The sequence below is a fragment of the Brevundimonas vesicularis genome (assembly GCF_032067225.1).
GTDB lineage: Bacteria > Pseudomonadota > Alphaproteobacteria > Caulobacterales > Caulobacteraceae > Brevundimonas > Brevundimonas vesicularis_F.
The window spans coordinates 2,044-16,181 of the sequence record NZ_DAMBJX010000025.1; the positions used below are offsets into that span (position 1 = coordinate 2,044).

11 protein-coding genes are annotated in these 14,138 nt (G+C 66.8%); 4 read left to right on the top strand and 7 right to left on the bottom strand.

Annotated elements, in window-relative coordinates; all coding sequences use genetic code 11:
• From RT123_RS08195 to RT123_RS08210, 4 genes are all read right to left on the bottom strand, one after another.
• Nucleotides 1-1,342: cisplatin damage response ATP-dependent DNA ligase (locus RT123_RS08195; RefSeq protein WP_313008686.1), on the bottom strand; the 1,342-nt coding region annotated here is incomplete at its 3' end.
• A 98-nt stretch (nucleotides 1,343-1,440) separates the two neighbouring features.
• Nucleotides 1,441-1,938 carry an RcnB family protein gene (locus RT123_RS08200; RefSeq protein ID WP_313008687.1) on the bottom strand — a complete coding sequence of 166 codons (498 nt, stop codon included), beginning with the start codon at nucleotides 1,936-1,938 and terminating at the stop codon, nucleotides 1,441-1,443.
• Nucleotides 1,939-2,062: 124 nt separating this feature from the next.
• Nucleotides 2,063-3,880 carry a response regulator gene (locus RT123_RS08205; RefSeq protein ID WP_313008688.1) on the bottom strand — a complete coding sequence of 606 codons (1,818 nt, stop codon included), beginning with the start codon at nucleotides 3,878-3,880 and terminating at the stop codon, nucleotides 2,063-2,065.
• 80 nt (nucleotides 3,881-3,960) lie between these two features.
• Entirely contained in the window at nucleotides 3,961-4,257 is a 297-nt protein-coding gene (locus tag RT123_RS08210) for a BolA family transcriptional regulator (protein WP_295173640.1), read from the bottom strand.
• Nucleotides 4,258-4,302: 45 nt separating this feature from the next.
• On the opposite strand from RT123_RS08210, the gene RT123_RS08215 reads away from it, so the two are divergent.
• Nucleotides 4,303-4,971: a J domain-containing protein gene (locus RT123_RS08215; RefSeq protein WP_017506027.1), complete on the top strand. Its 669-nt coding sequence runs from the start codon at nucleotides 4,303-4,305 to the stop codon at nucleotides 4,969-4,971.
• Nucleotides 4,972-4,975: 4 nt separating this feature from the next.
• Here RT123_RS08215 and RT123_RS08220 read toward each other — a convergent pair whose 3' ends face one another.
• Both RT123_RS08220 and RT123_RS08225 read right to left on the bottom strand, forming a co-directional pair.
• On the bottom strand, nucleotides 4,976-5,653 hold the full coding sequence (locus RT123_RS08220; protein ID WP_313008691.1) for an SDR family oxidoreductase: 678 nt from the start codon (nucleotides 5,651-5,653) through the stop codon (nucleotides 4,976-4,978).
• A gap of 39 nt (nucleotides 5,654-5,692) precedes the next feature.
• Nucleotides 5,693-6,868, bottom strand: a complete 1,176-nt coding sequence (locus tag RT123_RS08225; RefSeq protein WP_205751275.1) for an N-acetylmuramoyl-L-alanine amidase — start codon at nucleotides 6,866-6,868, stop codon at nucleotides 5,693-5,695.
• A 508-nt stretch (nucleotides 6,869-7,376) separates the two neighbouring features.
• Here RT123_RS08225 and RT123_RS08230 point away from each other — a divergent pair.
• From RT123_RS08230 to RT123_RS08240, 3 genes are read left to right on the top strand one after another with little or no spacing between them, the layout of a single operon-like run.
• The gene (locus RT123_RS08230) at nucleotides 7,377-10,079 is read left to right on the top strand and encodes an Rne/Rng family ribonuclease (protein ID WP_313008692.1); all 2,703 of its coding nucleotides are present in this window, start codon (nucleotides 7,377-7,379) and stop codon (nucleotides 10,077-10,079) included.
• A gap of 59 nt (nucleotides 10,080-10,138) precedes the next feature.
• The gene (locus RT123_RS08235; protein ID WP_165117165.1) at nucleotides 10,139-11,539 is read left to right on the top strand and encodes a M48 family metalloprotease; all 1,401 of its coding nucleotides are present in this window, start codon (nucleotides 10,139-10,141) and stop codon (nucleotides 11,537-11,539) included.
• Nucleotides 11,540-11,564: 25 nt separating this feature from the next.
• Nucleotides 11,565-12,344 (top strand): thioredoxin domain-containing protein, encoded by a 780-nt coding sequence (locus RT123_RS08240; RefSeq protein ID WP_066551230.1) that lies wholly within the window; start codon nucleotides 11,565-11,567, stop codon nucleotides 12,342-12,344.
• Nucleotides 12,345-12,363: 19 nt separating this feature from the next.
• Here the strand turns inward: RT123_RS08240 and RT123_RS08245 are convergent, their stop codons facing one another.
• A complete protein-coding gene (locus RT123_RS08245) occupies nucleotides 12,364-14,082 on the bottom strand; it encodes a hypothetical protein (RefSeq protein WP_313008694.1) in 1,719 nt (572 codons plus the stop codon).
• Nucleotides 14,083-14,138: the final 56 nt, after the last annotated feature.

Consider the following 14,138-nt stretch of genomic DNA (forward strand, 5'->3'; position numbering starts at 1 on the left):
AGGTGTAGTCGGAATAGAAGCTCGAGCGTTTCCCGTGCCCCCGCTGGGCGTACATCAGGACGGCGTCGATGACGTGCGGGTCGCGCTTCCATTTGAACCACGGCCCCTTGGGTCGCCCCGCCAGATAGGGGCTGTCCCAGCGTTTCAGCATCAGCCCCTCTGCCGCCGCCCCAACCGGCGGATCGGCTCGCAACCGCGCCAACTGATCCCAATCGGCATAATCGACCACCGGCGACAGATGCAGTCGCTCGCCGGTATGACCATTGACAAGGGCCTCCAGGCGCGCCCGACGCTCGCGCAGCGGCAGGCCGCGCAGATCCTCGCCGTCTTGGGCCAACAGGTCATAGGCGACCACCGCCGCCGGAAAGGCCTGCATCGCCTTGGCGTCCACCGACTTGCGATTCAGCCGCTGCTGCAAGTCGCCGAACGGCGCGACCGCCCCGTCGCGCCAGACAATCAGCTCGCCATCGATCGCGCCTTCGAACGCCAGGGCGTCCATCACGTCGGGAAAGGCGGCCGAAATCTCGTCGCCGGTGCGGGAATAGAGCTTGCGGACCTCGCCCTCTAGCACCGCCTGAACCCGAATGCCGTCCCACTTCCATTCGGCCGCATAGTCGGCCGGCGACAGTTTGGGCAGGTCGACCGCTTCATCGATGGCGACGGCCAGCATAACGGGCCGGAACCGGCCGGGCGCATCCGGGCTGGGCCGCTCCGCCCTGCCCTCCAGCCAGGCGAACAGGTCGGCGTAGGGCGGCTCGACCGCGTGCCAGACCTCCTCGATGGCCGAGGCGTCCAACGCCTCCAGCGTCATCTGCGCCTCGTCGCCCTCCGGCGAAGGCCGCGCCATCACCGCGTCCGGGCGCATCATGGCCGCCGCCGTCTTGGCCAGCCGCGCCGACAGCCCCACGCGCAAGGCCCCGGTCATCAGCTTCAGCAGCGCCCAGCGCCCTTTCGGCTCCAGCGCATCGAGCCAGCCTTCCAGAAGACCGCGCACCTCCGTCCGTGTCGCGGTCCTTAGCGCCTCGACGACCTCGGCCAGTTCGGGCTCGCGGTTCGGCCGATGGTCAGGCGTCACGGGCCAGATCAGGGCCACCGTCTCCGCCAGATCACCCACATAGTCGTAGGACCAGCCGAACAGCACGCTGTCGACCCGCCCCTCGACCGCCATTCGGATCATGGCCGGCTTGGCCGCGTCGAACGTCAGGTCCCCGGTCAGGGCCGCCAGCGCCCAACCCCGATCCGGATCGGGCGTCGCTCTCAGATAGTCGCGCACCAGCACCAGCTTCGCATTGCGCGAGGCCGTCAGGGACAGGCGGTCCAGTAGCTCGGCGAAGGCGCGCATCGTCATCCATCTTGGGCGCCAGAAGCGTCGCCGTCCTCTTCAGAACGAAAAACGCCCCGGAGGTTTCCCTCCGGGGCGCATCTCAAATCCTTGGCGGATCAGTTGAACAGGCCGGCGATCACGGCGGTGATCAGGCCGCCGGCGACGGCGGCGAGCACCACGTCATTACCGCTGCGGACGTATTGGTAGCCACGGGGCGGCGCACGCAGACCATAGCGGTTATAGTCATTCACCACATAGGCGTTGGTCCGGTAGTAGGACGGCATCCGCTGCCCATAGCTCCAGGTCCGAACCGCATAGCCGCGCGGCGGGGCATATCGCGGAGCGTTGTAGCGACGCTCAGCCCGCTGCCAACGAGCGTAGGCGCGTTGTTCCTGGCGATATTCCTGACGGTCTTGGCGCTGGTCCTGACGGAATTCGCGGCGGTCGTCCCGACGGTCCTGGCGATGATCGCGACGGTCCTGGCGATGATCGCGACGGTCTTCGCGCTGCTCATAGCGGTGATCGCCGCGCGACTGGGCCGAGGCAGCGCCGGCGGTGCCCAGAGCGGTCGTGGCCATCAGGGCGGCCATCGTGGCGGTGAGGATCTTTCTCATTATCGTTGCTCCATCTGCGCCGAAGAGTTTCGACTTGAGCGCAGTTATGGAGCACGGCGGCTGAGGCGTGTCTGAACCGCCGCCAGTGGTTAAGGTTCATCTGGTGGACACGTCGCGGCCGCAATCAGGCGGCGACGGAGGCCTCCGACGAAGGCAGCGCCATTTGCGCAACTGCCTCGCGACCGCCGCTGACGCGACCCATCAGGGCGGCCAGAGCGCCGAAATCGATCGGTTTGTTCAGATAGGCGTCGGCGCCGGCCTGAAGACCGGCCTCGTGATCCTCATGACGCGCCGAGGCGGACAGGACCACAATGGGGGTGCCGGCGTTCTGGCCGCCTTCGCGGATCATGCGTGTCGCGGTCAGTCCGTCCATGACCGGCATGTTCACGTCCATGATGATCAGGTCGAACGGCTGGTCCTTGGCGATATCGACCGCGAACTGGCCGTTCTCGGCCGTCGAGGTGACGTGGCTGGCCGAGCTCATCCATGCCTCCAGGATCATGCGGTTTACAGGGTGATCCTCGACCACCAGGACGCGCAGCGATTCGCCGCCCTCAATCTCGGCATGAACCTCGGCCGCCGCGACGGGCTTGGCCCATTCCACGACCTCGGCCTCGATTTCCAGGGTGAAGCACGAGCCCTCGGCGAGCTTGGACGTCACGGTGATGTCGCCGCCCATGATGTTGGCCATGCGCCGTGCGATAGTCAGGCCCAGACCCGTGCCGCCAAAGCGGCGCGTGGACGAGGTGTCGACCTGGGTGAAGGGCATGAACAACCGCTCCAGATCGGCCGCCGCAATGCCTGCGCCGCTGTCCTGGACGACAAACTCGAACCGCACGCGCTGATCCGACACGCGGTGTCCGCGCACGAGATAGTGGATCTCGCCGGCCTCGGTGAACTTGACCGCATTGGACAACAGGTTCTGCACCACCTGGCAGACGCGTAGCGGATCGCCGCGCACCACTGTCGGGATCTCGCCCTCCACGGTCGTGACGAACGTCAGGCCCTTGGCTTCGGCCTGCGCTTCAAAGGGTCCAGTGATGCGCTTGTTCAAACCGTCGATGACGATATCGACGACCTCGAAATTCATCTTGCCGGCCTCGATCTTGGTCATGTCCAGGATGTCGTTCAGCAGCGACAACAGATTGTCGCCGGAGTTGCGAATGATCGACAGATATTCGCGCTGCGTCGTCTCCAATCGCGTCGCGCTGAGCAGTTGGGCCGCGCCCAGCACGCCGTTCATCGGGGTGCGCAGCTCGTGCGAGATCACGCCCAGGAAGTTCGACTTGGCGTCATTGGCGGCATTGGCCTTGTCGCGGGCCGCTTCCAGTTCCTCGATCAGATGCGCTTGGTGCGACTGGAAGGCCCGGATGCGGTCTTCGCGCAGCAGGGTCATGGTCACCAGCACGAACAGACCCGCCGCCGTGAACGGCAGGACCGCGAGCATCGACCAGAAGGCGTTGGTGCCCCACAGGCTGAACAGAATGATCGTCGCGGCTGCGCCATAGGGCGAAGAGATGATCAGGGCCTGACGCGGCGAGCTGCGAAGCTGGGCGAAGACCAGCACATAGCCGGAAATCAGCAGGGCGAGGGCCAGGGGCCGTCCGAATTCAGTGGGCGAGAACCAGGCCATCAGAGGCGCAATGGCCCAGGCGCCGGTCGTCACCGTGGCCACGATCGGGAAGATCACGCCCCAGTTGGTGCCGACACGATGGCTTAGGCGATGTTCGACGATTCCCCGCAGCGACCCGGCCGCCAGGGTGCCGCCGAACCAGAGAAGCGCCGGCCACAAGCCGACGGTGCCCAGAAGACCCACGCCCCACGAAGCGATGATCATGTAGCGGAGATACTGCGTCTGCAGGATGGCGGTCAGCGCCTGGGCCGCGTCTCCGGCGCGTTGCTCGCCTTCGAGCGCCTTCGCGACGCCGTCTGATTCCACCATAAGCCCAGATCCCCACGTTCTGTTTGGTCGGATGACGCTAAGACGAAGGTTCTAAGACGATGTGAACGCAGTTCTTTCGCTCAATCTGCCTCCTCCGGCGTCAGCGCCTTGATCGAAAGGGCGTGGACTGGTCCGGCCATCTCGTCCTTCAGCAGGGCGTTGACCGCGCGCTGTCGCGCCAGCCGCGATTGCCCCTGGAAAGCAGCGGACACGATCACCAGATTGAAATGGCTTTCTCCGCCAGGCTTGGCGTCCATTCCACCTTCATGATGATGTCCGGCGTGGCGCCAGCTGTCGTCTTCGACCTCCAGACGCAAGGGCGACAGCCCCGCCGTCAGTTTTGCACGAATAATCGTCGCCACCGGGCCTTCAGACATGATCGATTCCTTGATGCTGTCCCAATCGGGCTTACACTTCAGCTGATGTCCGCCTCCTTTCAATACAAGCCGCGCTTCACCGACATTCGGGTGAAGCCGCCCAAGCCCGAGGAAGAGGCGGCGAAAGCCGACGTCCTTCACCTGAAGCCGGGCGAAAAGCCATGCCAGTGGCCCGACTGCCGGCGGGCTGCTGCGGCCAAGGCGCCCAAGTCGCGCGAGCGGCTGAACGACTTCTACGAATTCTGCCAGCCGCACGCCGGCGAATACAACAAGGGCTGGAACTTCTACGCCGGCATGAGCGAAGGCCAGATCCGCGCCGCCCAGGAAAACGAGGCCATGACCGGCGGCCGCCCGACCTGGGAAATGCAGGCCGGCAAGTTCACGCGCGAAGCCGCCGCCTTCGCCGCCAAGATGGGCACGTCCAACACCACCGGCGCCGGCTCATGGCGCGACAGCTTCGGCCTTTTCGGTCGCAAGGGCGATCAGGCGCCGCAGTCCGCGACCGAGGACCGCCGCATCGGCAAACTGGAACGCGCCGCCCTCGCCGACCTCGATCTGGATCCGGGTGCCGACAAGGCGAAGATCAAGGCTCAGTATCACGAGTTGCTGAAGCGGTTTCACCCCGACACCAACAGCGGCGACCGCAGCGCCGAGGCCAAGCTGCAACGCGTGATCAAGGCGTGGAAGACGCTGAAAAAGGCCGGTCTGGCCTGACGGCCTAGTCGGCGTAGATCATCTTGCGCGTCATGCCCCCGTCCACGGTCAGCACCTGGCCGGTCACGAAACTCGCTTCGGCGAGATAGAGCACAGCACCGGCGATATCCTCGGCGCGGCCGACGCGGCCGACCGGATGCTGTTCGTGATCGACAGGACGCAAATCCTCGCCATCCGAAATCCAGCCGGGCGCAATGGCGTTGACGCGGATCCGAGGGCCTTCGCTGATCGCCAGGGCGTGTGTCAGGGCGAACAGCGCGCCCTTTGACGCCGCATAGGCCTCGGTGTGCGGCTCGGACATGAAGGCACGTGTCGAGATCATGTTCACGATGGCGCCGCCCTCGTTCAGCAGAGGAATGGCGGCTCGGCTCATCAGGAAGGCGCCGGTCAGATGGCTGTCGATGATGTTGCGCCAGTCCGCCAGCGACAGCTCAGCCAGCGGGCCGTTCACCGGATCGGCGATGCCCCCGTTGTTGACCAGCAGGTCCAGCGACGACCAGCCCAGCGTCTCGAACGCCTGTTTGACCGAATCCTCATCACCCAAATCGCAGTCGATGTGACGGGCTTCGCCCTCTCCCGGCTTCAGGTCGAAGGAGGCGACTTCCCATCCGTTGGCCAGCAAGGCCTTACAGACGCCCGTTCCGATCAGGCCCGATCCGCCCGTGACAATCGCTTTTTTCATGGTCCGGAAACCGGCGACGGCCGGCTTGGTTGCGCTGGATCAAGGCTGACCGGCGGCCTGGCTGTTCGTGGCGGCCATCATCGGGCTCGACGGCTCGCGGAAATAGCGATCGATCCCGTCCGCCACCGACTTCATCAGGCGACGGCGCGCGCGCTCGTCGGTCAGAAGCCGCTCGTCCTCAGGATTGGTAATGAAGCCCATTTCCAGCAGCACGGCCGGCACGTCGGGCGCCAACAGGACAGCCAGGCCCGCATCGCGATGGCTGCGGCGCAAGAGAGGATGGTCCGATCCCTCCAGGTGGGTCAGCAAGACCCGCGCGAACTGGGCCGAGCGGTTCTGGGTCGCGCGCTGAGTCATGTCGAGCAGGATGCGATCAACCGACGGATCGCGCCCCGGCAGATGCAGCTCGCGATGCCAGTTGTCGCCGCGCGTGAACTCGCGCACGGCCCGGCCCGCGCCCTGCTCCGACAAGGTATAGACGCTGGCCCCGCGCAGCGCCGGGTCGGCGCCGGCGTCAGCGTGCAAGGAAATGAACAGATCGGCGTCGGCCTGACGCGCGATGGAGACACGGCGATAGAGATCGACGTAGCGGTCATCGGTCCGGGTCAGGCGCACGCGATAGCGGCCGTTCTTCTCAAGCTCGGCCTTCAAGGCCAGGGCTGCGGCCAAAGTGACCTGCTTTTCCTGGGCGCTTGCGCCGCTGGCGCCCGGATCATTGCCGCCATGGCCGGCGTCGATGACGATCAGGGGGCGTTCTGCGCGACGCGGCGGCGCGCTGGCGCGCGGCGCCGGCGTGGTCGAGGCGCGCGCGGCGGCTCCCGTCGCCTTCAGGTCCACGACATAACGATAATGGCTGACGCCGTCGCCGGGCGGCAGCAGGAAGCGCCGTTCGATCTCGCTGCCGCGCGCCAGTTCTAGCTGAACTCGCGACGAACCGCCGGACGACGTAACTTCATAAGAGCGCACTAGGCCCGAACCGCCACCGTTTAGACCACGCCCTGGCGCAACACCGCTGAGGGCCAGCACCACCCGGCCTTCGCCGCCCGCGTCGATGACGCGTCCTTGCGCCGTCTTGTCCAGATCGATGACGACGCGGGTCCGATCGCCATCGGCGCCGAAGCGCACCGCCAGCACATCGCCCTGCGCGCCCCAGGCGAAACCGCGCGTTGCGGACAGACCGACCATGCAGATGACCACGAAGGCCAGGGCGGTCATCGCCCACTCCTTCGCGCCCCAGCGCATCAGACCTGTCAAAACGCGACCGCTCATCTGCGTCGGCGAACCCGGTTTAAGCCTACTTGAACCTCATCATGACAGAGGCTCGTATTCAGGGGGTTAAGGCGAGCGCCTTTTAATTCTCCCGTTGCGTGACTATGCTGTGACCGCTCGCGAACCGATCGCGCCGATTTCGCCTCTGCGAATCTTGGCGCGCCCTCCTCGCGGCGTTGACTTTCACCAATCCTAGAACCACCCCGGCCTGGCCGATGGTTCGAAGAGCGGACCAGGGACGCGGCCTTCCCAAGGGATTGGCGCGCCCGGTTCAGGACCGACGACTTAATGGGCCTTTCCGCCTGCGTTCCCCAACGGCTTGATCAAGCCTTCTTCGCCGTTCTCGGCGAGGGGATGTCGCGCGCGCCGGCCCTCACCTTCATTCGGCGAGCCGCCATGACCCTGTCCGGAGATCCGGGACGGTCGGCCTGCGCGCGCCAGAGAGAGACTTTCCATGTCAAAGACAATGCTGATCGATGCGGCGCATCCCGAGGAGACCCGGGTCGCCATCGTGGACGGGCGCAAGATTGAGGAATTCGATTTCGAATCCCGTGCGAAGCGCCAGCTTCGCGGCAACATCTACCTCGCCAAGGTCACTCGCGTAGAGCCCAGCCTGCAGGCCGCCTTCATTGAATACGGCGGCAATCGCCACGGCTTCCTCGCCTTCAACGAAATCCACCCCGACTACTACCAGATCCCCGTCGCCGACCGCGAAGCCATCATGGCCGAGGCGCACGATGATGAGGACGAGGACGATCTCGACCGCGAATCGACCGGCGATGACGTCGACCCCGAATCGGCGCTGGCCGACGAGGAGCGGCTGAAGCGCCGCCTGATGCGTCGCTACAAAATCCAAGACGTCATCAAGCGCCGCCAAATCCTGCTGGTCCAGGTCGTCAAGGACGAGCGAGGCGCCAAGGGCGCAGCCCTGACCACCTGGCTGTCGCTGGCCGGCCGCTACTGCGTGCTGATGCCCAACACCGGCAAGGGCGGCGGCATTTCGCGCAAGATCACGAACACCTCTGACCGTCGTCGGCTGAAGAGCGCCGTCTCGGCCCTGGAAGTGCCCAAGGGCATGGGCCTGATCATCCGCACGGCGGGCGCCAAGCGCACCAAGGCCGAGATCAAGCGCGACTATCAATATCTGCTGCGCCTGTGGGAAACGATCCGCGAGACCACCCTTGCCTCTCACGCCCCCTCGGTGATCTACGAGGAAGAGAACCTTGTCCGCCGCGCCGTGCGCGACATGTTCGACAAGGACTTCGACGGCATCCAGGTCGAGGGCGTCGAGGGCTTCAAGGAAGCGCGCGACTTCATGCGCGTGCTGATGCCGGCCCAGGCCAAGAAGGTTCACCTGTATCGCGGCTCGCGTCCCCTGTTCGCGGCCAACGGCATCGAGGAACTGCTGACGCAGATCCATCAGCCGGTCGTGCCGCTGAAGTCCGGCGGTTATCTGGTCATCAACCAGACCGAGGCTCTGGTGGCCATCGACGTCAACTCTGGCCGCGCCACCAAGGAACGCAACGTCGAGCAGACAGCGTTCAAGACCAATATGGAAGCGGCCGAGGAAGCCGCCCGCCAGCTGCGGCTGCGCGACCTCGCCGGCCTGGTCGTCATCGACTTCATCGACATGGATGAGGGCAAGAACAACCGCGCCGTCGAGCGCGTGCTGAAGGAGGCCCTGTCCTCCGACCGCGCCCGCATCCAGATGGGCCGTATCTCGCCCTTCGGCCTGATGGAGATCAGCCGCCAGCGTCGCCGACTGGGCGTGATCGAGGGTGCGACCGAAGCCTGCCCGCACTGCCAGGGCACGGGCCGCATCCGCTCTGCCGAATCCGCCGCCCTGATGACCCTGCGCGCGGTCGACATCGAGGCCGGCAAGAACGGCGCAGGCGTCGTGGTGCTGAAGGTCTGCACCGCCGTCGGCCTGTACATCCTGAACCACAAGCGCGCCTATCTGCAGTCGCTGCTTGAACGTCGCGGCCTGAACGTCATCGTCCAGATCGACGACAGCCTGGGTCAGGGCGAACACAATATCGAGCGCACCGAGACCAACGAGGACTTCGTCGCGCCCGAGATCGAGATGCCCAACCTCGACGACGACTTCGACGCCTCGCTGTACGAAGACGAGGATGAGGACGACGACGAGGAGATCATCGTCTACGACGATGACGACACGGTCGAATCCCTGGATCGCGAAGACAGCGACGACGACGAACCGCGCGAACGTTCGGAACGTCATGAAGGCGGTCGCGATCGCGGTCGTGGGCGCAACCGTCGCCGTCGTGGCGGTCGTCGCGACGAGGAGACCTCCGACGTCGAGGCCGTCGATACGGTCAGCGCCGACGACGCCTCGGACGATGAGGAAGACGAAAACGGCCGCCGTCGTCGCCGTGGCCGCCGTGGCGGTCGCCGCGTCCGCGAGGATGGCGAGCGCGACGTCTACACCTGGGTTCGCGGCCGCACGCCGTCGCTGGACGACCCCTATGTCTGGTTCGACCCGCTGAACCCCGGCCGCTCGGAAGGTCGTCCGGAACGCGGCGAGCGCCCCGAGCGGGCTGAACGTCCCGCTGTCGCTCAGTCCGAGATCGAAGGCCTGGATGTCGTTGCTGGCGAAGGCTCCGGCGAGGAAGGCGGCCGTTCGCGTCGTCGCCGTCGTCGGGGTCGCGGTCGTGGCGACGGTCCCGTCAGCCACGAGATCAAGGTCGAGAACCGCGCCACCAACGAAGGCATGCCGCCCGACGGCTCGCCCGAGACGCCGATGGCCGTCATGGTCGAGCCGACCGAGGCCGTCGAAACGTCTGCCCCGGCCATCGCGCCCGAACCTCAGCGTCGTCGCGTGCGCCGCAAGTCGGCCAGCGCCAACGTCGAGATCGCGACCGAACCGCATCCCGACACCGCCATCGAGCCGAACGAGGCCACGGTCCAAGGCGCGCCGGTCGAACTGGACGTGACCCCCCACGAGGCGCTGGCCGCCGAACCGGCGGAGGTCGCCCCGGTCGCCGCCCCGACGGCGGTTCCGGTGACCGAGGCCGTCTTGGCCGAGCCTTTCGTCGCCCCCACGCCGGAGATAGACGTTCAGGCCATCATCGCCGAAGACCCGAACCAGATCGTCGCACCGCCCGAAAAGCCCAAGCGCGGGTGGTGGCGCCGCTGATCGGTCACGATTAGACTGTCTGGATACAGGCGGGGGCCGGTCGTTGTTGGAGTAGAGCCATGAGGTGGCTTCCCCGATCTGCATCCCGCGTTCTGGCGGCGGCGGCGACGGCCTTGATGGCTGTTTCCGTCGCCGGCCAGGCCTCCGCGCAAAGCCTGATCCGCGACACCGAGGTCGAGGGCATCGTGCGCGAATGGGCCGACCCGGTCTTCGTGGCCATGGGTCTGAACCCGAACGACATCGAAGTCCTGCTGGTCAACGACAACGACCTGAACGCCTTTGCGACGCGCGGGCGGATCATGGGCGTCAACACCGGCCTGATCCTGCGCACCAAGACGCCCGGTGAACTGCTGGGCGTGATGGCGCACGAGGCGGGCCACATCAAGAACCGCCATACCCTGCGCGACGGGGCCGAGAACGCCGGCAAACAGCCGATGTTCATGACCATGGCGCTGGGGGCCCTGGCCATCGCCGCCGGCGCGCCGGACGCAGGCGTGGCCCTGCTGGGCTCCAGCCAGTATTTCGGCGCTCTGGGCGCGCTGCATTACATGCAGAGCCAGGAAGGCGAGGCCGACATCTCGGGCGCGCGGGCGCTGGAGGCGGCCGGCGAATCCGGAGCCGGGCTGGTGTCCTTCTTCGAGAACTTCCGCTCGCAGGAGGTCTTCTCCGACGCCCGCCGCTATCCCTATTTCCGCAGCCACCCCCTGTCGTCGAACCGGATTGAGAGCCTGCGTCGCTACGTGCAGGAGCAGCCGCACTACGACCATCGCGACAGCCCCGAGCGTATGGCGCAGCACGCGCTGATCCTGGCCAAGATCCACGCCTTCATGGATGCGCCGAACGCCACCCTGCGCGATTATCCGTCAACCGACACCTCCCTGCCCGGCCGCTATGCGCGGGCCATCGCCTGGTATCGCGACGGCCAGACGGACAAGGCGCTGACGGCGGTGGATGCGCTGATCGCCGGCGACGTGAACAACCCCTATTTCCAGGAACTGAAGGGCCAGATCCTGTTCGAGGAAGGTCGCCCGGCCGAGGCCGTCGCCGCCCACCGCGAGGCGGTCCGCCTGAAGCCCGACGCCCCCCTGCTGCGCGTCAACTTGGCCCACGCCCTGATCGAGACCAACGACAAGGCCAAGCTGGACGAGGCCATCGATCAGCTGAAACACGCCGTCGTCGCCGAGAAGGACAACACCATGGCCTGGCGACTGCTGGCCCAGGCCTATGCCTCGCAAGGCAAGGAGGGCGAGGCGCGCCTGGCCTCGGCGGAATACTATTTCGCCGGCGGGGACGAGAAACAGGCCACCCAATTCGCCCTGCGCGCCCGCTCCATGCTGGATCCGGGCTCGATCGAATGGCGCCGCGCCGTCGATATCGTCCTGGCCTCGGGCGCCACGCCCGACGACCTCAACGACCTGGACCGCCGTGACGCCGCGCGCCGGCCCGCCACCCTCAACTGACCCCTTACGCCGACTGCGAGCCTGAATGACCGACGACGCCCCCACGCCTGCGCCCGAACCCAAGACCGCCAAGCCAGGATGGCTCAGCGGCGGCCGCGCCGGCTATCTGGCCCTGGGACTGTCGGTCATCGCCCTGGGCTTTTCAGCCGCGCCCTATCTGACCGGCGGATCGAACGTGCGTGCGTATCTGCTGGAGCATCCCGAGGTCTTGCAGGAGGCGCAGATGGCGCTCCAGACCAAGGACGCCGAGGCCGCCGTCGAGGAGACGAACCAGGCCGCCGCCGCCAACGCCGGCCTCCTGGCGCCCGACGCCCGCGATCCGGCCTTCGGTCCAGCGAACGCCAAGGTCACGGTGATCGAATTCTTCGACTTCCGCTGCCCCGGCTGCAAGGCCGTGGCCCACGACTATCGCGCCCTGATGGCCGCCCATCCGGAAGTCCGCTTCGTCTTCAAGGACTGGCCCATCCTGGACCGCGGCGACGACATCACCTCGCAATACGCCGCCCGCGCCGCCCTCGCCGCGCACCAGCAGGGCAAGTATCTGGAGGTCTATGACGCCCTGATGACCGAACGGGCGCTATCGATCGAAGCGATCGACGCCATCTTGGCGGCGCACGGCCTGGACATGGCCCGCGCCAAGGCCGCGATCGCCGCGCCCGACACCACCCGCCACATCGCCGACATTCACACCACGGCCGCCGCCCTGCGTCTGCGCGGCACGCCGACCTTCTTCGTCAACGGCAAGGCCAGCCCCGGCATCGACCCGGCCGAGATCGGCAAACTGATCGAAGCGGCGAAGCGCTGACCAACCTGCGGCCGAGGCTTCAGGCCTCGGCCAAACTCATCTGCCCGCCGATCCATTCGACGCCGGCGTGATGCAGGGCGTCATTGGCCGCTGTCTCGTCGCCCAGCGCCTGCTCGGCGCGGTAGAGGACGTAATAGCTGTAGGGATCGTTCGGCCAATCCTTCAGCAGCTCGCCGATCTTGGCCTTGGCCCCGGCCGCATCGCCGGACGCCAGCATGGCGGCGGCCAGGCTTCGGCGCGTCGGGTACCAGATCATCGGCGGATCGCCGCCCTCGGGCGCCATGGCCTGGATCGCCGCCGCTCGTCCGTAGGCGGCGATGGCGGCGGGATAGTCCTGATCGATCATGGCCGCGCGGCCTTCCAGCACCTTCTGGAACAGTTCGGCGAAACCGGTCTGACGATCCGCCATCGGGCCCTTGAACGCCTTGTCCGCCAGCAGGGCGGCGATGGCCTGGGCCTCGACCCGAACCGCCGCCGCATCGCCGCGCCGCGCCGCCGCCTCGCCCCGCGCATAGCGCCAGCCGACCCGCATCAGCGGGCGGCCTACGTCCGGCTCGGCCAGGGCCGCGATCTGGGCGTCCGATCCGAACCGGCCGTAAAGCGCATAGGCGTCGGCCGCCATCACCTGACGATAGACGACATAGCCGTCCTCGCCCGCCTCGGGCGGTCCCGCCAGCTGCGGATAGGTCGCCATATACCAGTCGGCCAGCTCTAGCCCCCGCTCGGCCCCGCCCGCCATCAGGGCGCCGCCCATGCCGAAATGAATGTTGTGGGCATGCAGCCGCATGCCGCGAATGCCGCCGGGCGGGCCGACCAGTTGGTCATAGCTCTTGTCCAGCGCCACGGCGTTGACGTTGGACATCATCGCGTCCTTGTAGCGCCCAACCCGATAGAAGGTGTGCGACGGCATGTGCACCAGATGGCTGGCGCCCGGCGCCAGCAGGGCCAGCCGCTCGCCATAGGCCAGCGCCCTGTGTGGATCGTCCGACCATTCGGTCAGGTGTATGTACAGGTGAATGGCGCCCGGATCGTTCGGCTTGACCGTCAGGGCGTGCTCCAGGATCGCCATGGCGCGGGTGACGGCCGGATCGGTCGCCTTGCCGTCCTTGTCCCACCATTCGCCCTCGGGCTGGAGCATCCAGGCGTCGGCGGTGATCGAGGCGACCGATACGTCGTCGGCGTGACGCTTTGCGATCCGGTCCATGGCGCGCGCGTAACGCAGGGCGCGGGTCTTCTCCTTGCCTGAATAGCGCTGGATCAGGGCGTCGATCATCTGGCGCTGCATCGGCGTAGCGTCTCGGGCCAGACGCCGCGCGTCACGGGCGACGCGCAGGCCTGTGGCGATCGATTCGGGATCGCCGCCGCCGTTCAGGTTCGGCCCGATCGCCCAGGCCTCGCCCCAGGCGCACATGCCGCACGACGGGTCCAACTGCCTCGCCTTCCTGAACGCCCGCACCGATTCCGAATGCTCGAACGCCCAGCGCAGTCGCACGCCGTGGTCAAACCAGGCCTGGGCCTCGGGGTTCTTCGTATCGACCGCGAAACCCTCGTCGCCGAAGCCTGGGGCCATGACCATGTCGCGTGTCGGCTGGACATCGCCGACGGCGCCGACCCGGCCGCAGACCTGCGGATTGGTGATCAGGGCCAGGGTCGCCGCCGTCGCCGTGGCGTCGGCGGCCGCCACGGGCGCAATCAGACAGGCGACCGAAACCGTCGCGACCCACAGACCTTTGCGCATCTTCGCCCCTCTTCCTCTGGCGACCAGTGTGCGATCAAATCGTCGGCTCGCCAATC